This window comes from Oceanibaculum indicum P24 (assembly GCF_000299935.1).
GTDB classification, from domain to species: domain Bacteria; phylum Pseudomonadota; class Alphaproteobacteria; order Oceanibaculales; family Oceanibaculaceae; genus Oceanibaculum; species Oceanibaculum indicum.
On record NZ_AMRL01000013.1, the window covers coordinates 87,540 to 107,757 of the forward strand.

The 20,218-nt window shown below is 65.3% G+C and carries 22 protein-coding genes and 1 tRNA gene; 19 read left to right on the plus strand and 4 right to left on the minus strand.

Going from position 1 to position 20,218, the window contains the following annotated elements; translation table 11 throughout:
- Nucleotides 1–184: 184 nt before the first annotated feature.
- Nucleotides 185–847: an orotate phosphoribosyltransferase gene (locus tag P24_RS11390; protein WP_008944874.1), complete on the minus strand. Its 663-nt coding sequence runs from the start codon at nt 845–847 to the stop codon at nt 185–187.
- Between the two features lie 115 nt (nt 848–962).
- Here P24_RS11390 and P24_RS11395 point away from each other — a divergent pair, with 115 nt between their 5' ends.
- Genes P24_RS11395 through P24_RS11405 form a run of 3 tightly spaced genes read left to right on the plus strand, consistent with a single transcriptional unit; the run spans nt 963 to nt 2,959 of the window.
- Entirely contained in the window at nt 963–1,703 is a 741-nt protein-coding gene (locus P24_RS11395; protein WP_008944875.1) for a hypothetical protein, read from the plus strand.
- A gap of 48 nt (nt 1,704–1,751) precedes the next feature.
- Nucleotides 1,752–2,543 (plus strand): enoyl-CoA hydratase/isomerase family protein, encoded by a 792-nt coding sequence (locus tag P24_RS11400; protein ID WP_008944876.1) that lies wholly within the window; start codon nt 1,752–1,754, stop codon nt 2,541–2,543.
- Nucleotides 2,544–2,551: 8 nt separating this feature from the next.
- Complete coding sequence (locus P24_RS11405; protein ID WP_008944877.1) at nt 2,552–2,959, plus strand: Crp/Fnr family transcriptional regulator; 408 nt, start codon at nt 2,552–2,554, stop codon at nt 2,957–2,959.
- Nucleotides 2,960–3,127: 168 nt separating this feature from the next.
- Here P24_RS11405 and P24_RS20065 read toward each other — a convergent pair whose 3' ends face one another.
- A complete protein-coding gene (locus P24_RS20065; protein ID WP_156816276.1) occupies nt 3,128–3,298 on the minus strand; it encodes a hypothetical protein in 171 nt (56 codons plus the stop codon).
- Between the two features lie 89 nt (nt 3,299–3,387).
- On the opposite strand from P24_RS20065, the gene P24_RS11410 reads away from it, so the two are divergent.
- Complete coding sequence (locus P24_RS11410) at nt 3,388–4,629, plus strand: cysteine desulfurase-like protein (RefSeq protein ID WP_040707402.1); 1,242 nt, start codon at nt 3,388–3,390, stop codon at nt 4,627–4,629.
- Here P24_RS11410 and lipB read toward each other — a convergent pair.
- Nucleotides 4,626–5,327: a lipoyl(octanoyl) transferase LipB gene (lipB, locus tag P24_RS11415; RefSeq protein ID WP_008944879.1), complete on the minus strand. Its 702-nt coding sequence runs from the start codon at nt 5,325–5,327 to the stop codon at nt 4,626–4,628. The two genes, P24_RS11410 and lipB, sit on opposite strands and share 4 nt — an antisense overlap.
- 154 nt (nt 5,328–5,481) lie before the next feature.
- Here lipB and P24_RS11420 point away from each other — a divergent pair.
- The 13 genes from P24_RS11420 (at nt 5,482) to ndk (ending at nt 17,410) form a co-directional block, all read left to right on the plus strand.
- Nucleotides 5,482–5,568 (plus strand) — tRNA-Leu (locus P24_RS11420).
- Between the two features lie 84 nt (nt 5,569–5,652).
- Nucleotides 5,653–7,941 carry an NADP-dependent malic enzyme gene (locus P24_RS11425; protein ID WP_008944880.1) on the plus strand — a complete coding sequence of 763 codons (2,289 nt, stop codon included), beginning with the start codon at nt 5,653–5,655 and terminating at the stop codon, nt 7,939–7,941.
- A gap of 112 nt (nt 7,942–8,053) precedes the next feature.
- Complete coding sequence (mgtE, locus tag P24_RS11430) at nt 8,054–9,724, plus strand: magnesium transporter (protein WP_008944881.1); 1,671 nt, start codon at nt 8,054–8,056, stop codon at nt 9,722–9,724.
- Between the two features lie 35 nt (nt 9,725–9,759).
- Entirely contained in the window at nt 9,760–10,140 is a 381-nt protein-coding gene (locus P24_RS11435) for a MerR family transcriptional regulator (RefSeq protein ID WP_008944882.1), read from the plus strand.
- A gap of 57 nt (nt 10,141–10,197) precedes the next feature.
- Nucleotides 10,198–10,653, plus strand: coding sequence for a PaaI family thioesterase (locus P24_RS11440; RefSeq protein WP_008944883.1), 456 nt, complete (start codon nt 10,198–10,200; stop codon nt 10,651–10,653).
- A 77-nt stretch (nt 10,654–10,730) separates the two neighbouring features.
- Nucleotides 10,731–11,906: an isovaleryl-CoA dehydrogenase gene (locus P24_RS11445; protein WP_008944884.1), complete on the plus strand. Its 1,176-nt coding sequence runs from the start codon at nt 10,731–10,733 to the stop codon at nt 11,904–11,906.
- An 8-nt stretch (nt 11,907–11,914) separates the two neighbouring features.
- Nucleotides 11,915–12,310 (plus strand): RidA family protein, encoded by a 396-nt coding sequence (locus P24_RS11450; protein ID WP_008944885.1) that lies wholly within the window; start codon nt 11,915–11,917, stop codon nt 12,308–12,310.
- Between the two features lie 36 nt (nt 12,311–12,346).
- Nucleotides 12,347–13,024 (plus strand): SDR family oxidoreductase, encoded by a 678-nt coding sequence (locus tag P24_RS11455; protein ID WP_008944886.1) that lies wholly within the window; start codon nt 12,347–12,349, stop codon nt 13,022–13,024.
- Between the two features lie 25 nt (nt 13,025–13,049).
- Nucleotides 13,050–14,186, plus strand: a complete 1,137-nt coding sequence (locus P24_RS11460) for an acyl-CoA dehydrogenase family protein (RefSeq protein WP_008944887.1) — start codon at nt 13,050–13,052, stop codon at nt 14,184–14,186.
- 27 nt (nt 14,187–14,213) lie between these two features.
- Entirely contained in the window at nt 14,214–14,828 is a 615-nt protein-coding gene (locus P24_RS11465; RefSeq protein WP_008944888.1) for a 2-hydroxychromene-2-carboxylate isomerase, read from the plus strand.
- Between the two features lie 10 nt (nt 14,829–14,838).
- Nucleotides 14,839–16,446, plus strand: a complete 1,608-nt coding sequence (locus tag P24_RS11470) for a carboxyl transferase domain-containing protein (protein ID WP_008944889.1) — start codon at nt 14,839–14,841, stop codon at nt 16,444–16,446.
- An 11-nt stretch (nt 16,447–16,457) separates the two neighbouring features.
- Nucleotides 16,458–16,907, plus strand: a complete 450-nt coding sequence (locus tag P24_RS11475) for a DNA polymerase III subunit chi (protein WP_008944890.1) — start codon at nt 16,458–16,460, stop codon at nt 16,905–16,907.
- Between the two features lie 80 nt (nt 16,908–16,987).
- Nucleotides 16,988–17,410, plus strand: coding sequence for a nucleoside-diphosphate kinase (gene ndk / locus P24_RS11480; protein ID WP_008944891.1), 423 nt, complete (start codon nt 16,988–16,990; stop codon nt 17,408–17,410).
- Between the two features lie 68 nt (nt 17,411–17,478).
- Here ndk and P24_RS11485 read toward each other — a convergent pair whose 3' ends face one another.
- On the minus strand, nt 17,479–17,601 hold the full coding sequence (locus tag P24_RS11485; RefSeq protein WP_008944892.1) for an aa3-type cytochrome c oxidase subunit IV: 123 nt from the start codon (nt 17,599–17,601) through the stop codon (nt 17,479–17,481).
- 340 nt (nt 17,602–17,941) lie between these two features.
- Here P24_RS11485 and P24_RS11490 point away from each other — a divergent pair, with 340 nt between their 5' ends.
- Nucleotides 17,942–18,541 (plus strand): cold-shock protein, encoded by a 600-nt coding sequence (locus tag P24_RS11490; protein ID WP_008944893.1) that lies wholly within the window; start codon nt 17,942–17,944, stop codon nt 18,539–18,541.
- A 210-nt stretch (nt 18,542–18,751) separates the two neighbouring features.
- Complete coding sequence (gabD, locus tag P24_RS11495) at nt 18,752–20,212, plus strand: NADP-dependent succinate-semialdehyde dehydrogenase (protein ID WP_008944894.1); 1,461 nt, start codon at nt 18,752–18,754, stop codon at nt 20,210–20,212.
- Nucleotides 20,213–20,218 lie beyond the last annotated feature (6 nt).

The following is a 20,218-nucleotide window of genomic DNA, read 5'->3' on the forward strand; positions in this document are numbered from 1 at the left end:
CTTCGGCGGGTATTTTTGCGACTTGGCTTGGTTATCGCCAACCGTCATTCCCAATCACAAACTGTCATTCCCGGGCTTGTCCCCGGAATCCAGGGTTGAGTTTACTCGGGCGAACATCCAGTGAGCGGAGGTCTGGACCCCCGCAACAAGTGCGGGGGTGACGGTCTGTGGGGCTGAGGTGAACTCACCCCTTGGCGCGGGTCTCCGCCCAGCCGTCCGGGTCCTTCAGGAAGCTGCGCACCTGGTCGAGCTGGTCCTTGGTGTAGCCGCGCCGCTCGGCGGCCAGCAGCACATCGGCCCAGGTCGCCAGCTCGTGCAGGGCCACGCCCTGCTCGGTCAGCTTGGCGACCCCTTCCGGAAACACGCCGTAATGGAACACGACGAAGCAATGCGCGACTTCCGCCCCGGCGGTGCGCAGCGCTTCGACGAAGTTCAGCTTGCTGCCGCCATCGGTCGCCAGATCCTCGACCAGCAGCACGCGCTGGCCTTCCCTGATCTCACCCTCGATCTGAGCATTGCGCCCGAAGCCTTTGGTTTTCTTGCGCACATAGAGCATCGGCAGGCCCATCCGCTCGGCGATCCAGGCGGCGAAGGGGATACCCGCCGTCTCGCCGCCGGCCACCGCGTCGAAGCCCTCGAAGCCGGCGATGCGGCCCATCTTCTCCACGCCCATATCCATCAGCTTGGCGCGGGCGCGCGGGAAGCTGATGATCTTGCGGCAATCGACATAGACCGGGCTGAGCCGGCCGGAGGTGAAGGTGAAAGGCTCCTCCGGGCGGATGTGGATCGCCTTGATGTCCAGCAGGATGTCGGCGGTGATCTCGGCCCAGCTCTTGATGTCGGTCATTGTGTCCTCGCGCGGTTTTGCGCCAAGACAGCCCAGGATGCGCCCGCCGTCAAGCACGGCCTGCTGGCGCAGCCTGCGTCTGGTTCCCCTGTGACGGTTAGAGTATTTTCCCGGCATGATCTCCGATCCCGATATTCTGGCCGCCTACCATGCCGAAGGGCGCGGCATCCTCTACCGCTATCGCCGGCATCGCGGTGCGTGGCAACCGCATCTGGAGGCGGCGAAACAGGTCATTCTGGAGGCGGTGGCGGCGTGCCCGGGCCGGGAGAGTGTCGCTGTGCTCGGCTCCGGCGCGCTGCTCGATGTGCCGCTGGCTGATCTTCTGGCGGGCTTCCGCCGGGTGGTGCTGGTCGATGTCGCGCATCCCTGGCGAGTCCGGCTGCGCGCCGCGCTGACCCCGCGTCTTACGCTGCTGGATGCCGACCTGACCGGCCTCGGCGGGCGGCCATCCCCCGGCATGGAGCCGCCATCGCCGCCCGACCTGCCGGCGGTGCAAACGGCCGATCTGGTGATCTCGCTGAATCTGATGTCGCAACTGGCCTATGTGCCTGTCAGCCAGTTGGAGCGGATGGGCCAGACGGAGGAGCAGACCGACGCCTTCGCCGCAGGGCTGGTGCGCGCGCATCTCGACTGGCTGCGCCGCCTGCCGGGGCGGGTGTGCCTCGTCACCGACGTGAAGCGCATCGTGCTGGACCCGAAGGGCGGGGTGATCGGCGAGATCGATCCGCTCTACGGGCTTTCCCTGCCGGCGGGCGGCACCGAATGGAGCTGGGACATCGCCCCGATTGGCGAGATGGCGCCGGACTATGCGGTGCGGCACCGGGTGCGCGGCTATAGCGATTTGCCGAAGGGCTGAAAGCGGCTAGCATCGGGGCAAGCATCCGAAAGAAAAGAGGAAACCGCCATGTCCACCGCAACCGATCCGGTCGTCCTGCTGGAGCGCGACGGCGCCGTCGCCACCATCACGCTGAACCGGCCGGACAAGCTGAACGCGCTGAACCGGACGATGTGGATCGGCGTGCGCGATGCCTTCCATGAGGTGTCGGCGGACCCGTCCGTGCGCTGCGTCGTGCTGACCGGGGCGGGGGAGCGCGCCTTCTGCCCCGGCGCCGATATATCCGAGTTCGAGACGGCGCGCGCCAGCGCCGCGCAGGCCGCCGAGTACGGCAAGCTGATGGACGGGGCGATGGAGGCGATCGCGGACTGCCCGCATCCGGTGGTGGTGAAGGTGAAGGGCATCTGCGTCGGCGGCGGGCTGGAGATCGCGTGCCTTGCCGACATGCGCATCTGCCAGGAAAGCAGCCGCTTCGGCGTGCCGGTGAACAAGCTGGGCCTGACCATGGGCTATAGCGAGATCGCCGCGCTGATCGGCCTGGTCGGCAAGACCAACGCACTGGAAATCCTCTATGAGGCGCGGGTGTTCGGCGCGGCGGAGGCGAAGGAGAAGGGGCTGGTGAACCGGGTCGTGCCGGATGCACAGATCGATGCGGCTGTGGCCGAGAGCGTTTCCCGCATTGTCGCCGGTGCGCCGCTGGTCAACCGCTGGCACAAGAAGTTCGCCCGCCGGCTGGAGCGGGCCACGCCGCTGACCGAGGCGGAGATCGCGGAAGGCTATGCCGCCTTCGACACGCAGGATTTCCAGACCGGCTACAAGGCCTTCCTGGCCAAGGCCACGCCGGACTTCGAGGGCCGCTAGGAGCCGCCATGGACGCCTTCGAGGGCCACAGCTTCTCCAAGGGCACGGTCATCGTGCATGAAGGCACGCGCGCCGATGCCGCCTATGTGGTGGAGAAGGGCTCGGTCGTGGTGTTCCGCACGGTGAATGGCCGCGAACTGATGATCGCCCGGCTGGAGACGGGGGCGATCTTCGGCGAAATGGCCCTGATCGAGCGGCGCAAGCACAAGGCCAGCGTGCGCGCCGCCGAGGATTGCATCTGCGCCGTGGTCACCGAGAAGGTGTTCTGGAAGCTGCTGGAGGATGCCAACCCCTTCATCCGCGCGCTGGTGCTGACGCTGGTGAAGAGCCTGGGCGCCACCACCAGCCAGGCCATCGGCCTGCAATCCATGCTCGGCATGGGCATCGGCCCGGATACGGACGAGCGCGGGCGGTGATCAGTTTTGAAGTGACGGCCTTTCTCTTTCGTCATGGTCGGGCTTGACCCGACCATCCATTGACCGGGCTAGCTGCACGGACCGCTGGCCCCTCGGGTCAAGCCCGAGGGTGACGAGAAAAAGTGGGATGGTCCGCGGCGGCAGGCATCCAAAACCCCAGACGGCGCCTCACCCCAGGAACAGCAGGTAACCGCCGACCAGCACGCCACCCAGCGCGATCCAGATGATCGCATCCTTCCAGAAATCGGATTTCAGGCGCCGGCGGTAATAGAAGGCCGGGGCCAGAAAGGCCAGCAGCAGGGTCAGATAGACCAGCCGCATCCAGTCATGTTCGCTCATGCCGCCCCGTCGATTGACTTTGCCTGCATCCGGTCCCTAGCTTGCCTGATGAAGCCGCAAAGGCATAGCACTTGAACCGGGAGCCGCACTTGACACCCCTCGACCTCGATTTCGTCCGCCGCCAGTTTCCCAGCTTTTCCGACCCCGAGGCCGGCCCCTGGGCCTTCTTCGAAAATGCCGGCGGCTCCTATGTACCGCAGGCGGTGGTGGACCGGATGAGCCGCTATCTCTCCACCATGCGGGTGCAGCATGGCGCGGAATATGATCTGTCGCGCCGCGCCACCCAGGCGGTGACCGCGGCGGCGGACCTGATGGCGGAATGGGTGAACGCCAGGCCGGACGAGATCGTCATCGGCCCGTCGGCGACGCAGCTGACCTATGTGCTGGCGCAGGCGATGCGCGGCTGGTTCGGCCCTGGCGACGAGATCATCGTCACCAACCAGGACCATGAGTGCAATGTCGGCGCCTGGCGAAGGCTGGCGGCGGCGAGCGGCGCCACGATCCGGGAATGGCGTATTGACCCGGAGACGGGCGAGCTGGAACTGCCGGCCCTGCAGGCGCTGCTGAACGGGAAGACGCGGCTGGTCTGCTTCACCCATTGCTCCAACATCGTCGGCACCATCAACGACATCCCGGCGATTGCCCGGATGGTGCATGAGGCCGGCGCGCTGATCTTCGTCGATGGGGTCGCCTATGCGCCGCACCGGGCGCTGGACATGAAGGCGCTGGATGTCGATTTCTACGTCTTCAGCCTCTACAAGACCTACGGCCCGCATCAGGCGCTGCTCTATGGCCGGCATGAGCTGCTGGCGAAGGCGGAGAACCAGAACCACGATTTCATCGCCGGCAGCGTGCCCTACCATCTGGCTCCGGGCGGCAAGAACCAGCCGGACGTGGCGGCGCTGGCCGGCATCGCCGATTACCTAGACGCCGTTCATGCGCATCATTTCCCAGCATCGGAGAACAGCTTCCAGAAGCGCTCCGCTGCCGTGTTCGATCTGTTCGCCCGGCAGGAGGAGGCGCTGGCCGCGCGACTGCTGGACTATCTGACCGCGCGGAAGGATATCCGGGTGATCGGCCAGCGCACCGCCGATCCGGCAAGGCGCGCGCCGACCATCAGCTTCACGGTGGCGGGCAAGTCCTCGCTTGAAGTCACGCGCGGCCTGCTGCCGCACAAGATCGCCGCACGGAACGGCAATTTCTACGCGCCGCGCTGCGTCGAGGCACTGGGGCTGGACCGCGAGGATGGCGTCGTCCGGGTCAGCATGGTGCATTACAACACGGCAGACGAGGTGGACCGGCTGATCCGCGCGCTGGACGGTGCCTCCTAAGCTTTTGGGCAGAGCTTGGTTTCGGCGCCGAACACCTCGTCGAAGGTATCGCGCAGGGCAACGTCCAGATCTTCCATCGTCACCGGCAGGCCCAGATCGACCAGGCTGGTGACGCCATGTTGGGCGATGCCGCAGGGCACGATGCCCTGGAAGTGCGACAGCTCCGGCTCGACATTGATCGACAGGCCGTGGAAGGTCACCCAGTGCCGCACGCGCACGCCGATGGCGGCGATCTTGTCCTCGCGCATCGGCAGGCCCAGATCGTGCCGCACGACCCAGATGCCGACGCGTCCCTCGCGGCGCTCGCCGGTCACGTTGAAGCGGGCCAGCGCGCGGATCACCCATTCCTCCAGCGCGTGGACATAGCAGCGCACATCCGGGTTGCGCTGTTTCAGGTCCAGCATCGCATAGACGATGCGCTGGCCCGGCCCGTGATAGGTGTACTGGCCGCCGCGCCCGGCCTCATAGACCGGGAAGCGGTCGGGTTCCAGCAGGTCTTCCCGCCGGGCGCTGGTGCCGGCGGTAGAGAGCGGCGGGTGCTCCAGCAGCCACAGCAGCTCCGGCGCGCTGCCCTCGCGGATCGCCTTCACGCGGGCATCCATGTCGGCCAGCGCCTCGGGATAGGCGACCGGCAGGTCGCTGACGCGCCATTCCGGGGTGGCGATCTTGGAAGCAGTGGAGAGCGAGCCGTCGGGCACGGGGCACCTATCGGACGGAAAAACATGGGTTCGGGGCGAACGCGCCTTGCGGTGCCCCTCGGGATTTGGTATGTCCGCGCGCACCGTTTGGCAAGGCTTGCTTTCCCGGCGGCGTTGACATTACCTCAAAGGCGGAAACGCCTTTCTTAGATATGCGGTCGTGGCGGAATTGGTAGACGCGCAGCGTTGAGGTCGCTGTCCGAGAAATCGGGTGGAAGTTCGAGTCTTCTCGACCGCACCATTTTTGGTAAGAAACGGCCCGCCGGACCTTCCGCGGGCCTTTTTCTTGGCTATGATCCAGGCGGACCAGACATCGGGGAACAGAATGGCCGACGATTTCAGCGAAGCCGCGCTCGACTATCACCGCAATCCGGTACCGGGGAAGATCCAGGTCACCTCAACCAAGCCGGTGGCGACGGCGCGCGACCTTGCGCTGGCCTATACGCCCGGCGTGGCGGTGGCCTGCAACGCCATCGTGGACGATCCGGAGGAGGCCTTCAGCCTCACCGCGCGCGGCAACCTCGTCGGCGTCGTTACCAACGGCACGGCGGTGCTGGGGCTGGGTGCCATCGGGCCGCTGGCCTCCAAGCCGGTGATGGAAGGCAAGGGCGTGCTGTTCAAGAAGTTCGCCGGCATCGATGTGTTCGATATCGAGATCGACGAGCTGGATGTCGACAAGCTGGTGGACATCATCGCCAGCCTGGAGCCGACCTTCGGCGGCATCAACCTTGAGGACATCAAGGCGCCGGAATGTTTCGAGGTGGAACGCCGGCTGCGCGAGCGCATGAAGATTCCGGTCTTCCATGACGACCAGCACGGCACCGCCATCATCGTCGCCGCTGCCGTGTTCAACGGGCTGCGCGTGGTCGGCAAGAAGTTCGAGGATGTGAAGCTGGTCACCTCCGGCGCCGGTGCCGCAGCGCTGGCCTGCGTCGATCTGCTGGTCCATATGGGCGTGCGCCGCGAGAATGTGACGCTGACCGACATCGTCGGCGTGGTCCATGAAGGCCGCAACGAGCTGATGGACAAGTACAAGGCGCGCTATGCCCAGGCGACCGACGCGCGCACGCTTGCCGAGGTGATCGAGGGCGCCGACGTGTTTCTCGGCCTCTCCGCGCCGCGCGTACTGAAGCCGGACATGGTGGCGAAGATGGCCGACCGGCCGATCATCATGGCGCTGGCCAACCCGACGCCGGAGATCATGCCGGACGAGGTGAAGGCGGTCCGCCCCGATGCCATCATGGCGACCGGGCGCAGCGACTTCCCGAACCAGGTGAACAACGTCCTGTGCTTCCCCTTCATCTTCCGGGGCGCGCTGGATGTCGGCGCCACGGTTATCAACGAGGAGATGAAGATCGCCTGCGTGAAGGCCATCGCCGACCTCGCCATGGCGGAGCCTTCGGACGTGGTGGCCGCCGCCTACAGCGACCAGGAGCTGGTGTTCGGCGCGGACTACATCATTCCCAAGCCGTTCGACCCGCGGCTGATCGTGGAGATCGCGCCGGCTGTCGCCAAGGCGGCGATGGAATCCGGCGTGGCGCGGCGCCCGATCCCGGATTTCGAGGCCTACCGGCAGAAGCTGACGCAGTTCGTCTTCCGCTCTGGCCTTGCCATGAAGCCAGTGTTCGACCGGGCGCGCGAGAATCCGAAACGCATCGTCTTTGCCGAGGGCGAGGATGAGCGCGTGCTGCGCGCCGCCCAGCAGATGATCGAGGACAAGATCGGCTATCCGATCCTGATCGCGCGGCCGGAAGTGCTGGAAACCCGCATCAAGCGCATGGGGCTGAAGCTGGTGCCGGGCGAGAATGTCGAGGTGGTGAACCCGCAGAGCGACCCGCGCTATCCCGATTACTGGAAGCTCTATCACCAGATCATGGAGCGCAAGGGTGTCTCGCCCGACTATGCCCGCACCGTGGTGCGCACGCGCCAGACCGTCATTGCCACGCTGATGCTGAAGCGCGGCGAAGCGGATGCCATGATCTGCGGCACGGTCGGCCGCTATGATGATCATCTGCGCCATATCACCGACCTGATCGGCAAGGCCGATGGCGTGCGCCAGATGTCGGCGCTGAACATGCTGATCCTCTCCAAGGGCGTCTATTTCCTGGCCGATACCTATGTGACGCCGGACCCGACCGCCGAGGAGATCGCCGAACTTGCCGTGCTGGCCGCCGCCGAGGTGCGCCGCTTCGGCATCGAGCCGAAGGTGGCGCTGCTCTCGCATTCCAGCTTTGGCAGCCACCAGACCGATTCGGCGATCAAGATGCGCGAGGCACTGCAGCTGCTGATGCGGATGGCGCCCGGCCTGGAGGTCGAAGGCGAGATGCATGGCGATGCCGCCGTCTCCGAGGCGATCCGCAGCCGCATCTTCCCGAATTCGCGGTTGCAGGGCGCGGCCAATCTTTTCATCCTGCCGACCCTTGATGCGGCCAACATCTCCTTCAACTTGCTGAAGGTACTGGGCGAGGGGCTGTCGGTCGGGCCGATCCTGCTGGGGTCTGCCCTGCCGGCGCATATCCTGACCCCCTCGGTTACGGTGCGTGGCATCGTGAACATGTCGGCCCTTGCCGTGGTCGATGCCCAGGGAGCCGAGGCGCACGGCGTCTATGTCTGACGGCCCTGCGGTGGATGGTGCGGTAGATGCACTGACGGGATTGTACTAGAAGCGACACGAACCCAGAGCCGCCCTCAAGAGGGCTAGACCGATCCGGCGCCGGAGGTGGCGAATGACGGAACCCGACCAGAAGCGCGAAGAGCAGCCGGCCGGAACATCCGCCGCGCCGGATGTCGATACGCTGGCCGAAACCATGACCGCCGCGGTCCCGCCACCCGAGGCGGTCCAGCCGCCGCATGAGCCGGAGGACGGCCCGTCCACCCTGTCCGCCGAGGCGACCGACGCCGCGCTGGAAGCCGAGGAGGCGCTGGAGGCGCTTGCCGAGGCAGAGGCGGCAGAGGAAGAGGCAGGCGGCGAGACGGTGCCGGGCGGGCAGGCCGCCGAAACTGCCGCCACCGTTCAGGACGAGGCCGCACCACCGACGGTTTCCCTGGAAACGCTGAAACGCTTCGTGCTGACGCCGAAGCTGGAGCGCAAGGTCGCCAAGGCGATCGACGAGGAGAAGCTGAAGAAGGCCGGCAAGCTGGCCAGGCGCCTGCACGCCGCCGACCTAGCCGACCTTCTGGAGCGGCTGTCCTACGAGCAGCGCGCGATCCTGCTGGAGGTGCTGCGCGAGGGGTTCGACCCGGAAGTCCTGCCCTATCTGGACGAGAATGTCCGCGACGACGTCATCGAAATTCTGGGGCCGGAGGCGGTGGGGCGCGCTATCGCGGAGCTGGATTCCGACGACGCTATTGCCATCATCGAGGATCTGGAAGACGCGGAGAAGCAGGCGATCCTGGAGGCGGTGGAGCCGACCGGCCGCGCCCTGCTGGAGGAAGGCCTGACCTTCCCGGAATATTCTGCCGGCCGCCTGATGCAGCGTGAGCTGGTGGCCGTGCCGTCGCACTGGACGGTCGGCCAGACCATCGACTTCATGCGGACCAACCCGAACCTGCCGGACGATTTCTACGAAATCTTCGTGGTCGATCCGCGCTTCCGCCCCATCGGCCTCGTCTCGCTGGGCAAGCTTCTGCACAACAAGCGGCCGATAAGGCTGCGCGACATCATGTCGGGCGACTTCGTGCGGCTGCAGGCCGAAACCCCGCAGGAGGAGGTGGCCCATCTGTTCCGCCAGTACGGGCTGGTCTCCGCGCCGGTGGTGAATGACAGCGGGCGGCTGCTGGGCCGGGTCACGGTCGATGACGTGGTCGATATCGTCGATGAGGAGGCGGAGGAGGATATCCTGCGCCTCGGCGGCGTGTCCGAATCCGACCTTCAGAGCAATGTGCTGGAAACCACCAAGCAGCGTTTCCTGTGGCTGCTCATCAATCTCGGTACGGCCATCATGGCCTCGGGCGTCATCGCCATCTTCGAGGCAACCATCGCGCAGGTGGTGGCGCTGGCCGTCCTTATGCCCATCGTCGCCTCGATGGGCGGCAATGCCGGCACGCAGACCGTGACGGTCGTGGTGCGCGCGCTGGCCATGCGCGACCTCAGCACCTCCAACGCCTTGCGGGTGATCTGGAAGGAAGCATTGGTCGGCCTGCTGAACGGGGTGCTGTTCGCCGTGCTGATCGGCGCCATCGCCGCCTTCTGGTTCGAACCGCTGATCGGCGCGGTGATCGCTGCCGCAATGGTCATCAACATGCTGGTTGCCGGCCTGTCCGGCGCGCTCATCCCCATCGGCCTAGAGCGGCTGAAGATCGACCCGGCGGTCGCGTCCTCGGTGTTCCTCACCACCGTCACCGACGTAATCGGCTTCTTCGCCTTTCTGGGGCTGGCAGCGGCCTTTGTGCTCTAACTTTACGCAAGCGTAAATCTATGCAACGCTGAGGCATGTCTGAGAGCTTCAGTATCGCGCAGCTGGCCGAGGAATTTGGCGTCACCCACCGGGCTATCCGCTTCTATGAGCAGGAAGGGCTGCTGGCACCGGCGCGGCGCGGCAACAGGCGGGTCTATTCCGGCGGCGACAGGGTCCGGCTGAAGCTGATCCTGCGCGGCCGTCGGCTCGGCTTTTCTGTAATGGAAATCAAGGAAATCCTCAGCCTCTACGACCCGGAGGACGGGGAGGGCGCGCAGCTGCGCCATCTGGTCGGCAAGATCCGTGAGCGCCGTGCCCTCCTGCGCCGGCAGCGCGACGATATCGATGCCATCCTGGACGAGCTGGACCGGCTGGAGGCCGCCTGCACCGACCGTCTGCTCGATGCCGCCGATTGATTGACGCGCGCGTAAGGCAGGATTACGCTTCCCCAAAAGACACTCAGGGAGGCGTCCATGCAGGTCGCGATCAGCGATCCAGACTATCAGGCGCGGGTCAGGCAGGCCTTCGACGGCCAGCCCTTCATGCATTTCATCGGCGCGGAGATGACGGAACTGTCGCCCGGTGCCTGCGAGATCAGCCTGCCCTGGCGTGCTGACCTGACGCAGCATGACGGCTTCTTCCATGGCGGCGTTGTGGGCGCCATTGCCGACAATGCCTGCGGCTTCGCCAGCTACACGGCGGCAGCGGCGGACCAGTCGATCCTGACGGTGGAATACAAGCTGAACCTGGTGTCGCCAGGCGTCGGCGAGGTGCTGGCGGCGCGCGGTCGCATCGTGAAGCCGGGGCGTCGTCTCGTCATCGCGCAGGCCGATGTATTCGCGCTGAAGGAAGGCCGGGAGAAGCTGGTCGCCACCTCGCTCAGTACGCTGATGCTGCTGAACCCGTCCGAACGCGGCGAGCGCGCCTGATGGGATGCGCTTGATTTGATGATTAAGGCCGCGTCTCATGGAGGGGCGGGCCGACAAGAGCCAATCCGGGAGGAACCATGAGCATCCCCAATGATCTGCCTGGGCTGAATTTCGACCTGGGCGAGACTGCCGAGATGATGCGCGACCAGGTGCGCGGCTTTGCCGCCGACGAGATTGCGCCGCGCGCCGCCGATATCGACCGCGACAACCAGTTCCCGATGGATCTGTGGCGCAAGATGGGCGACCTCGGCGTGCTGGGCATCACCGTCGGCGAGGAATATGGCGGCGCCGGCATGGGCTATCTGGAGCATTGCGTGGCGATGGAGGAAATCTCCCGCGCCTCGGCCTCGGTCGGCCTGTCCTATGGCGCGCATTCCAACCTCTGCGTGAACCAGATCCGGCTGAACGGCACGGAGGAGCAGAAGCGCAGATATCTGCCGAAGCTGATTTCCGGCGAGCATGTCGGCGCGCTGGCGATGAGCGAGCCGGGCGCCGGTTCCGACGTCGTCTCCATGCGTACCAAGGCGGAGAAGAAGGGCGACCGCTACATCCTGAATGGCGGCAAGATGTGGATCACCAACGGCCCCGACGCCGATACGCTGGTGGTCTATGCCAAGACCGACCCGGACAAGGCGCAGCACGGCATCACCGCCTTCCTGATCGAGAAGGGGATGAAGGGTTTCTCCACTGCGCAGAAGCTGGACAAGCTGGGCATGCGCGGCTCCAACACCTGCGAACTGGTGTTCCAGGATTGCGAGGTGCCGGAGGAGAATGTGCTGGGCCAGCTGAATGGCGGCGTGCGCGTGCTTATGAGCGGGCTGGATTACGAGCGCGCGGTGCTGGCCGCCGGGCCGCTTGGTATCATGCAGGCCTGCATGGATGTGGTCGTGCCCTATGTCCATGAACGCAAGCAGTTCGGCAAATCCATCGGCGAGTTCCAGCTGATGCAAGGCAAGCTGGCTGACATGTACACGACGATGAATGCCAGCAAGGCCTACGTCTATGCCGTGGCGAAGGCCTGTGACCGCGGCGAGGTTACGCGCAAGGATGCGGCGGGCTGCATCCTCTACGCCGCCGAGAAGGCGACCTGGATGGCGCTGGAGGCGATTCAGTGTCTTGGCGGCAACGGCTATATCAACGACTATCCCACCGGCCGGCTGCTGCGCGACGCCAAGCTCTATGAGATCGGGGCGGGCACCTCGGAAATCCGCCGCATGCTGATCGGCCGCGAACTGTTCAACGAAACCCGATAGAGGCCAGCATGACACGCCGCCGCATTTCCTCCGGTTCCAGCTTCGAGAAGCTCTGCTCCTACAGCCGCGCCGTCATCCATGGCGACTGGGTCTATGTCTCGGGCACCACCGGCTTCGACTATGCGAAAATGTCGATCTCCGACGATCTCGTTGAGCAGACCGAGCAGTGCTTCCGCAATATCGACAAGGCGCTGGTCGAGGCCGGCTCCAAGATGGCGGACCTCGTGCGCATCGTCATCTATCTGGGCGATCCGTCCTATTTCGAGACTGTGGCGCCCATCGTCGGCAAATGGTGCGCGGAGTGCCGCCCGGCCAACACCACGGTTGTCGCGCAGTTCATCGATCCCAAAATCAAGATCGAGATCGAGACGACCGCCATCATCCAGCGCCCCGAAGGCGAGTGAACAGGGCGGTCCTACCGGAAACCAGGGGAGAAGATCATGCCGACCGTTCTGATCACCGGCGCCAATCGTGGCATCGGGCTGGAATTCGCCAGGCAGTACGCCGCCGATGGCTGGAAGGTCATCGCCACCGCCCGTGACCCCGGCAAGGCCGGCGAGCTGAAGGCGGTTCCCGGCGTCCAGGTCGAGGCGCTGGAGGTAACCGATGATGCTTCCGTCGCCGCGCTGGCGGCAAAGCTGAAGGGTGTAAAGATTGATGTGCTGCTGAACAATGCCGGCATTTCCGGCCCGCGCGGCTTCGCCATCGGCGAGTGGGACTTCAAGGCGTGGGAGGAGGTGATGGTGGTGAACAGCATCGCCCCGCTGCGTGTTGCTCAGGCCTTTCTGCCGCATGTCGAGGCGTCGGACCGCAAGATCATGGCGTTCATCAGCTCACGCATGGGCTCGATCACGCTGAATGGCGGCGGCAGCGCCTTCTACCGCTCCTCCAAGACGGCGCTGAACATGGCGGTCAGCTGCCTGGCGCTGGAGCTGAAGGACCGGGGCGTCACCTGCGCCGTCTTCCATCCGGGCTGGGTGAAGACCGACATGGGCGGCGCCGGGGCGGACATCACTACGGGCGAGAGCGTCACCGGCCTGCGCAAGGTGATCGGCGGTCTGGACATCGGCAAGACCGGCAAGTTCTTCAACTATGACGGGGCCGAATTCCCCTGGTAGGGGAAAGGCCGGTGGGGAGGGCGGCATGCGGTTGAGCGAAGAGCAGCGGATGATCCGCGACATGGCGCGGGACTTCGCGCGCGAGAAGCTGCTGCCCAACGCCGCCCACTGGGACCGCGAGCATGAATTCCCTGCCGAGGCCGTGGCCGAGATGGGGGCACTTGGCCTGATGGGCATGCTGGTGCCCGAGGAATGGGGCGGGGCGGCGGCCGATAATGTCGCCTATGCGCTGGCGCTGGAAGAGGTGGCGGCCGGCGACGGTTCCTGTTCCACCATCATGAGCGTGCACAACTCGGTCGGCTGCGTGCCGATCCTGCGTTTCGGCACGCAGGAGCAGAAGCAGCGCTTCCTCGGCCCGCTGGCGCGCGGCGAGATGCTGGCCGCCTTCTGCCTGACAGAGCCGCAGGCCGGCAGCGATGCCTCCTCCATCCGCACGCGGGCGCGGCTAGACGGCAATCACTGGGTGCTGAACGGCACCAAGCAATTCATTACCTCGGGCAACCGGGCGGACATCGCCATCGTCTTCGCCGTCACCGATCCGGAGGCCGGCAAGAAGGGCATCTCGGCCTTCATCGTGCCGACGAAGACCGACGGCTACCGGGTCGCCAGCGTGGAGCGGAAGCTGGGCCAGCATGCCTCCGACACCTGCCAGATATTGTTCGAGGAGATGCGCCTAACGCCGGACCTGATGCTGGGCCAGCCGGGCGAGGGCTACCGGATCGCGCTGTCCAATCTGGAGGGCGGTCGCATCGGCATCGCCGCGCAGTCGGTCGGCATGGCGCGCGCGGCCTATGAGGCGGCACTGGCTTACGCGAAGGAACGGCAGAGCTTCGGCAAGCCGATCATCGAGCATCAGGCGGTGGGCTTCCGGCTGGCCGACATGGCGACACAGATCGAGGCAGCACGCCTGCTGGTGCTGAATGCGGCCCAGAAGCGCGATGCCGGGGAGCCCTGCCTGACAGAGGCGGCGATGGCCAAGCTGTTCGCCTCCGAAATGGCGGAGAAGGTCTGCTCCGACGCTATCCAGATTCATGGCGGCTACGGCTATCTGGAGGATTTCCCGGTCGAGCGCATCTACCGCGATGTGCGGGTCTGCCAGATCTATGAGGGCACCTCCGACATCCAGCGGCTGGTGATCTCCCGCGCGCTGGCGGCGGCCTAGAATAAATAACAGGAGGAAGAACGACCCATGTCCGATGCCGCGAAACCGCCGGTCGAATTCTATTTCGACTTCTCCTCTCCCTATGCCTATCTCGCCAGCCTGCGCATCGATGAGGTGGCGAAGCTGTATGAGCGCACGGTTATCTGGAAGCCGGTGCTGCTGGGTGTGGTGTTCAAGACCACCGGCAATGTGCCGCTGCTCGACCAGCCGCTGAAGGGCGATTATGTGAAGCGCGACCTCGCGCGCACCGCCCGCCTGCTGGGCGCGGATTTCCGGCTGCCGTCCAGCTTTCCCTTCGCCGCCGTAGCGCCCTCGCGGCTGTTCTACTGGCTGGCGCAGGACGATCCGGCGCGGGCCAACGCCTATGCCAAGGCGGTGTTCTCGACCGCCTTCCAAGAGGCCGTGGCGGTGAATTCGCCCGATGCCGCTGCCGATGTCGCGGCGAAGCTGGGCATCGACCGGGGCGCGGCGCTGGCCGCCTGCCAGAACCCGGAGATCAAGGAGAAGCTGCGCCTCGCCAATGAGGAGGCGGTGGCCGCCGGCGTTTGCGGCGCGCCCTATTTCATCGTTGATGGCGAGCCGTTCTGGGGCAATGACCGTATGGACCATCTAGAACGCTGGCTGGCGACCGGCGGCTGGTGAGCAAGGCCCTATGACCATCCTGAAGAGCCAGATCAGCCCCCGCAGCGACGCGTTCCGCGAGAATGAGGCGGCGATGCGCGCGCTGGTCGATGACCTGCACGCCAAGGTTCAGCACATCAAGCAGGGCGGCGGCGAGAAGGCGCGGGAGCGGCACCTGTCGCGCGGCAAGCTGCTGCCGCGCGACCGGGTGCGCGGGCTGCTGGATGTCGGATCGCCCTTTCTGGAACTGTCGCAGTTCGCCGCCCACGGCATGTATGGCGGGGACATCGCGGCGGCAGGCATCGTCACCGGCATTGGCCGGGTGTCCGGTCAGGAATGCGTCATCGTCGCCAACGACGCCACGGTGAAGGGCGGCACCTACTACCCGATGACGGTGAAGAAGCATCTGCGCGCGCAGGAGATCGCGCGGGAGAACAACCTGCCCTGCCTCTATCTGGTCGATTCCGGCGGCGCCAATTTGCCGAACCAGGATGAGGTGTTCCCCGACCGCGATCATTTCGGGCGCATCTTCTACAATCAGGCGACCCTGTCCGCCGCCGGCATCCCGCAGATTGCCGTGGTGATGGGCAGTTGCACGGCGGGCGGCGCCTATGTGCCCGCCATGTCGGACGAGAGCATCATCGTGAAGGGGCAGGGGACGATCTTCCTGGGCGGCCCGCCGCTGGTGAAGGCGGCGACCGGCGAGGTGGTGACGGCGGAGGAGCTGGGCGGCGCCGACGTGCATTCCCGCACCTCCGGCGTGACCGATCATTACGCCCAGAACGACGCCCATGCGCTGGCCATTGCCCGGCGCATCGTCGGCAATCTGAATCGCGTGAAGCAGCCCAATCTGGCGATGCGCGAGCCGCGCGAGCCGCTCTATGACCCCGCCGAACTGTATGGGGTGGTGCCGGCCGATCTGCGCAAGCCCTATGACGTGCGGGAGGTGATCGCCCGCCTTGTCGATGGCAGCGAGTTCGACGAGTTCAAGCAGCTCTATGGTGCCACGCTGGTCACCGGCTTTGCCCATCTGTACGGATGCCCGGTCGGCATCGTCGCCAATAACGGCATCCTGTTCTCCGAATCGGCGCAGAAGGGCGCGCATTTCATCGAACTCTGCGCCCAGCGCGGCATCCCGTTGATTTTTCTACAGAACATCACCGGCTTCATGGTCGGCCGGAAGTATGAGGCCGGCGGCATCGCCAAAGATGGCGCCAAGCTGGTGACGGCGGTTTCCTGCGCCCAGGTGCCGAAGCTGACGATGATTTTGGGCGGCAGCTTCGGCGCCGGCAATTACGGCATGTGCGGCCGCGCCTTCGGCCCGCGCTTCCTGTGGATGTGGCCGAATGCCCGCATCTCCGTCATGGGCGGGGAGCAGGCGGCGAATGTGCTGGCGCAGGTGAAGCGCGATAATCTGGAGGCTGCCGGCACCTACTGGCCGGCCGACGAGCAGGAAGAATTCATGGCGCCGATCCGCCGGCAATATGAGGAGCAGGGGCACCCGTATTATGCCAGCGCCCGGCTGTGGGACGATGGCATCGTCGATCCGGCGGAGGCACGCACGGTGCTGGGCCTCGGCCTGTCGGCAGCGCTGAACCGCCCCATCGAGCCGACCCGGTTCGGCGTGTTCCGGATGTAGGACGGGAAGCGATGGCAACGATCTGGTTCTATCACCTGCAGCGCAGCGGCCTTGAGGATGAGTTGCCGAAGCTGCTGGAAAAGGTGCAGGAGCGCGGCAAGCGCGCCGTCGTCATGGCCGGCTCGCCGGAGCGTGTCGAGGCGCTGACCCAGCATCTGTGGAGCTATCGCGACGACAGCTTCCTGCCGCATGGCAATGCGAAGGACGGTAACCCGGCAGAACAGCCGATCTGGCTGACCGAGACAGATGAGAATCCGAACGAGGCCGCCTATCTGTTCCTGACCGATGGCGCGGTGTCGGAGAAGCTGGAAGAATATGAGCGCTGCCACGACATGTTCGATGGCCGCGACCAGGAGGCGCTGACGGCGGCGCGGGCGCGCTGGAAGGCGCTGAAGGCGGCCGGGCACGAGCTGGCCTACTGGCGGCAGAAGGAGCAGGGCGGCTGGGAGAAGGCGGCCTGAAGCTGCCTGTTGCCGCAACGCAGCACGCCGGCTATAACCCCGCCACCTGTTCATCCCATAAGCCTTCTGGAGCGAATCACATGGCCACCGAACGCACCCTGTCGATCATCAAGCCGGACGCCACCCGCCGCAACCTGACCGGCAAGATCAATGCCCGTTTCGAGGATAACGGCCTGCGCATCGTCGCGCAGAAGCGCGTGCAGCTGACCAAGGCCCAGGCCGAGGGCTTCTATGCCGTGCACAAGGAGCGGCCGTTCTTCAACGACCTCGTCTCCTTCATGATTTCCGGCCCGGTGGTGGTTCAGGTGCTGGAAGGCGAGAACGCCGTGGTGAAGAACCGCGAGATCATGGGCGCCACCAACCCGGCCAATGCCGCCGATGGCACCATCCGCAAGGATTTCGCCGAATCGATCGAGGCCAACTCGGTGCATGGCTCCGACTCGGCTGAGAACGCGGCCATCGAGATCGCCTATTTCTTCGCGCAGACCGAAATCGTCGGCTGACGCGGACTTCAGGCAAAAAGAAAAGGCCGGGGATTTCCCCGGCCTTTTTTGTTCCTTCCGGCGGTCGTTCAGACCAGGAAGATCGCCATCAGCGCCAGCGAGATGATCACGGCGACGGTCGAATAAGTGAAGAACTTCACGAAGCCGCCGTAGATTTCCTGATGGCGCTTGGTTTCGGTATCCATCGTCATGACGCTGTCTTCCCCTTATTCCCAATGAGGCTGGGTTATCAAACATGGCGGGCGCCCGCCCTGAAATAGCGGTTCCATATAGCCCAACCGCAAAGCCCGAGAAAAGAGAAAATGGCGGATTTCCGGGCGCCCCTCTTGTCTTGTGGAAAACACGGTTAAAATCAGTTGCGGAATTGCGCGGGAAACGCCAATTTCGAGTCATCCTAAAAAGGAAGTATCGCGCGCTCGGACAGGGTCCAGCCAATGAACTTCCAGGCCCGAGGGACAGAGGCATCGCCGGAACAGCGTTGAGGCAGTGGATCGCGGGCCAGCCCCCAACTCCCGAAAAGAGCATGACGAGATGAGTGACTATAATGCCGGTGGCGACGACGCCACCATCACCGGAACGGTGAAGTGGTTCAACGCCGAGAAGGGCTATGGCTTTGTTGCCCCGTCGGACGGTTCCCCCGATGTCTTCCTGCATATCTCCGCGCTGAAGCGGGCCAATCTCGATGATGCGCCACAGGGCTCCACCATCGTCTGCCAGGTGCAGCAGGGCCAGAAGGGGCGTCAGGTCTCCCAGGTCTCCGAGCTGGACACCAGCACGGCGGACCCGGTGGCGCCGCGCCGCTCCTCCAATTTCGGTGACCGCCCGCGCCCGTCTGGCGGTTATGGCGACCGCAACCGGGGCGGCTATGGCGACCGGGACCGCGGCGGTTATGGCGGTGATCGTGGTGGAGACCGGGGCGGTTATGGCGAGCAGCCCCGCAACTTCGGTGACCGTGGCGGCTTTGGCGACCGCGACCGTGGCGGGGACCGCGGCGGTTTTGGCGGCGGTGATCGGGGTGGCTTTGGCGACCGGGGCGGCTTCGGTGACCGCGGCGGCTTCGGTGACAAGGGTGGCTACAATGATCGCGGCCGTGGCGGCCGTGGGCGTGGCTCGCGCCGCTACGAGGACTGATCGGCCTAACCGGCGAATTCAGGAAAACCCCGGCGTCAGGCCGGGGTTTTCTTTTGCGGGCCTCAGTTTTGGTCCGCCCTCCCTGCATGGCGGATGGGCGCGCTTCGCCCTTAACGGCGGGTTGCATGCGGTCCATACTGCCCCGACCTTAAAGACAGGCGCTGGCCAGAAGCCGGCGCGGTTATCCATTGCGAAGGCAGGAAACATCCCATGAGCACGACCATCCCCCTGAAAGACCCGAAGCTGTTCCGGCAGCAATGCTATATCGACGGTGCCTGGGTCGATGCCGACAAGGGCGACACGCTGAAGGTGACCAATCCGGCGGATAATTCGACGCTGGGCACGGTGCCGAAGATGGGCGCCACCGAGACGCGCCGCGCCATCGAGGCGGCGAATGCGGCCTTCCCGGCCTGGCGCGCCAAGACCGCGAAGGAGCGTGCCACCATCCTGCGCAAGCTGTTCGACCTGATGATGGCGAATCAGGACGATCTGGCGGCGCTGATGACGGCGGAGCAGGGCAAGCCGCTGACCGAGGCGAAGGGTGAGGTGGCCTATTCCGCCAGCTTCATCGAATGGTTCGCCGAGGAAGGCAAGCGCGTCTATGGCGACACCATCCCCGGCCACCAGGCCGACAAGCGCATCGTCGTGACCAAGGAGCCTATTGGCGTTGTCGGTGCGATCACGCCCTGGAACTTCCCCTCCGCTATGATCACCCGCAAGGCCGGCCCGGCGCTGGCGGCGGGCTGCACCGTGGTGCTGAAGCCGGCGAGTGCCACCCCCTATTCGGCGCTGGCCCTGGCGGAGCTGGCGGAGCGTGCCGGCGTGCCGAAGGGCGTGTTCAACGTCGTCACCGGCTCAGCCTCCGGCATTGGCGGCGAGCTGACCAGCAATCCCATCGTGCGCAAGATCACCTTCACCGGCTCCACCGAGATCGGCAAGGTGCTGCTGGAACAGTGCGCCGCGACGGTGAAGAAGGCCTCGATGGAACTGGGCGGCAACGCGCCCTTCATCGTGTTCGACGATGCCGACCTGGATGCGGCGGTGGAAGGGGCGATTGCCTCCAAGTACCGCAATGCCGGCCAGACCTGCGTGTGCGCCAACCGCCTGCTGGTGCAGGACGGCGTCTATGACGCCTTTGCCGCCAAGCTGGCCGAGGCGGTCAACAAGCTGAAGGTCGGCAACGGCTTTGAGGCCGGCGTCGTGCAGGGGCCGCTGATCGACATGGCCGCCGTGGAGAAGGTGGAGGAGCATATTGCCGACGCGCTCGGCAAGGGCGCCAAGGTGGTGGTCGGCGGCAGCCGGCACGCGCTGGGCGGCAGCTTCTTCCAGCCGACCGTGCTGGCCAATGTCACCACTGACATGAAGGTGACCCGCGAGGAGACCTTCGGCCCGGTCGCCCCGCTGTTCCGCTTCAAGACGGAGGAAGAGGCGATCAAGATGGCGAACGATACCGAGTTCGGCCTCGCCTCCTACTTCTACAGCCGCGACCTCAGCCGCGTCTGGCGTGTTTCGGAAGGGTTGGAATACGGCATCGTCGGCATCAATACCGGCATCATCTCGACCGAGGTTGCGCCGTTCGGTGGCGTGAAGGAATCCGGCCTCGGCCGCGAAGGCTCGAAGTACGGCATCGATGATTATCTGGAGATGAAGTATCTCTGCATGGGCATCTGATATCTA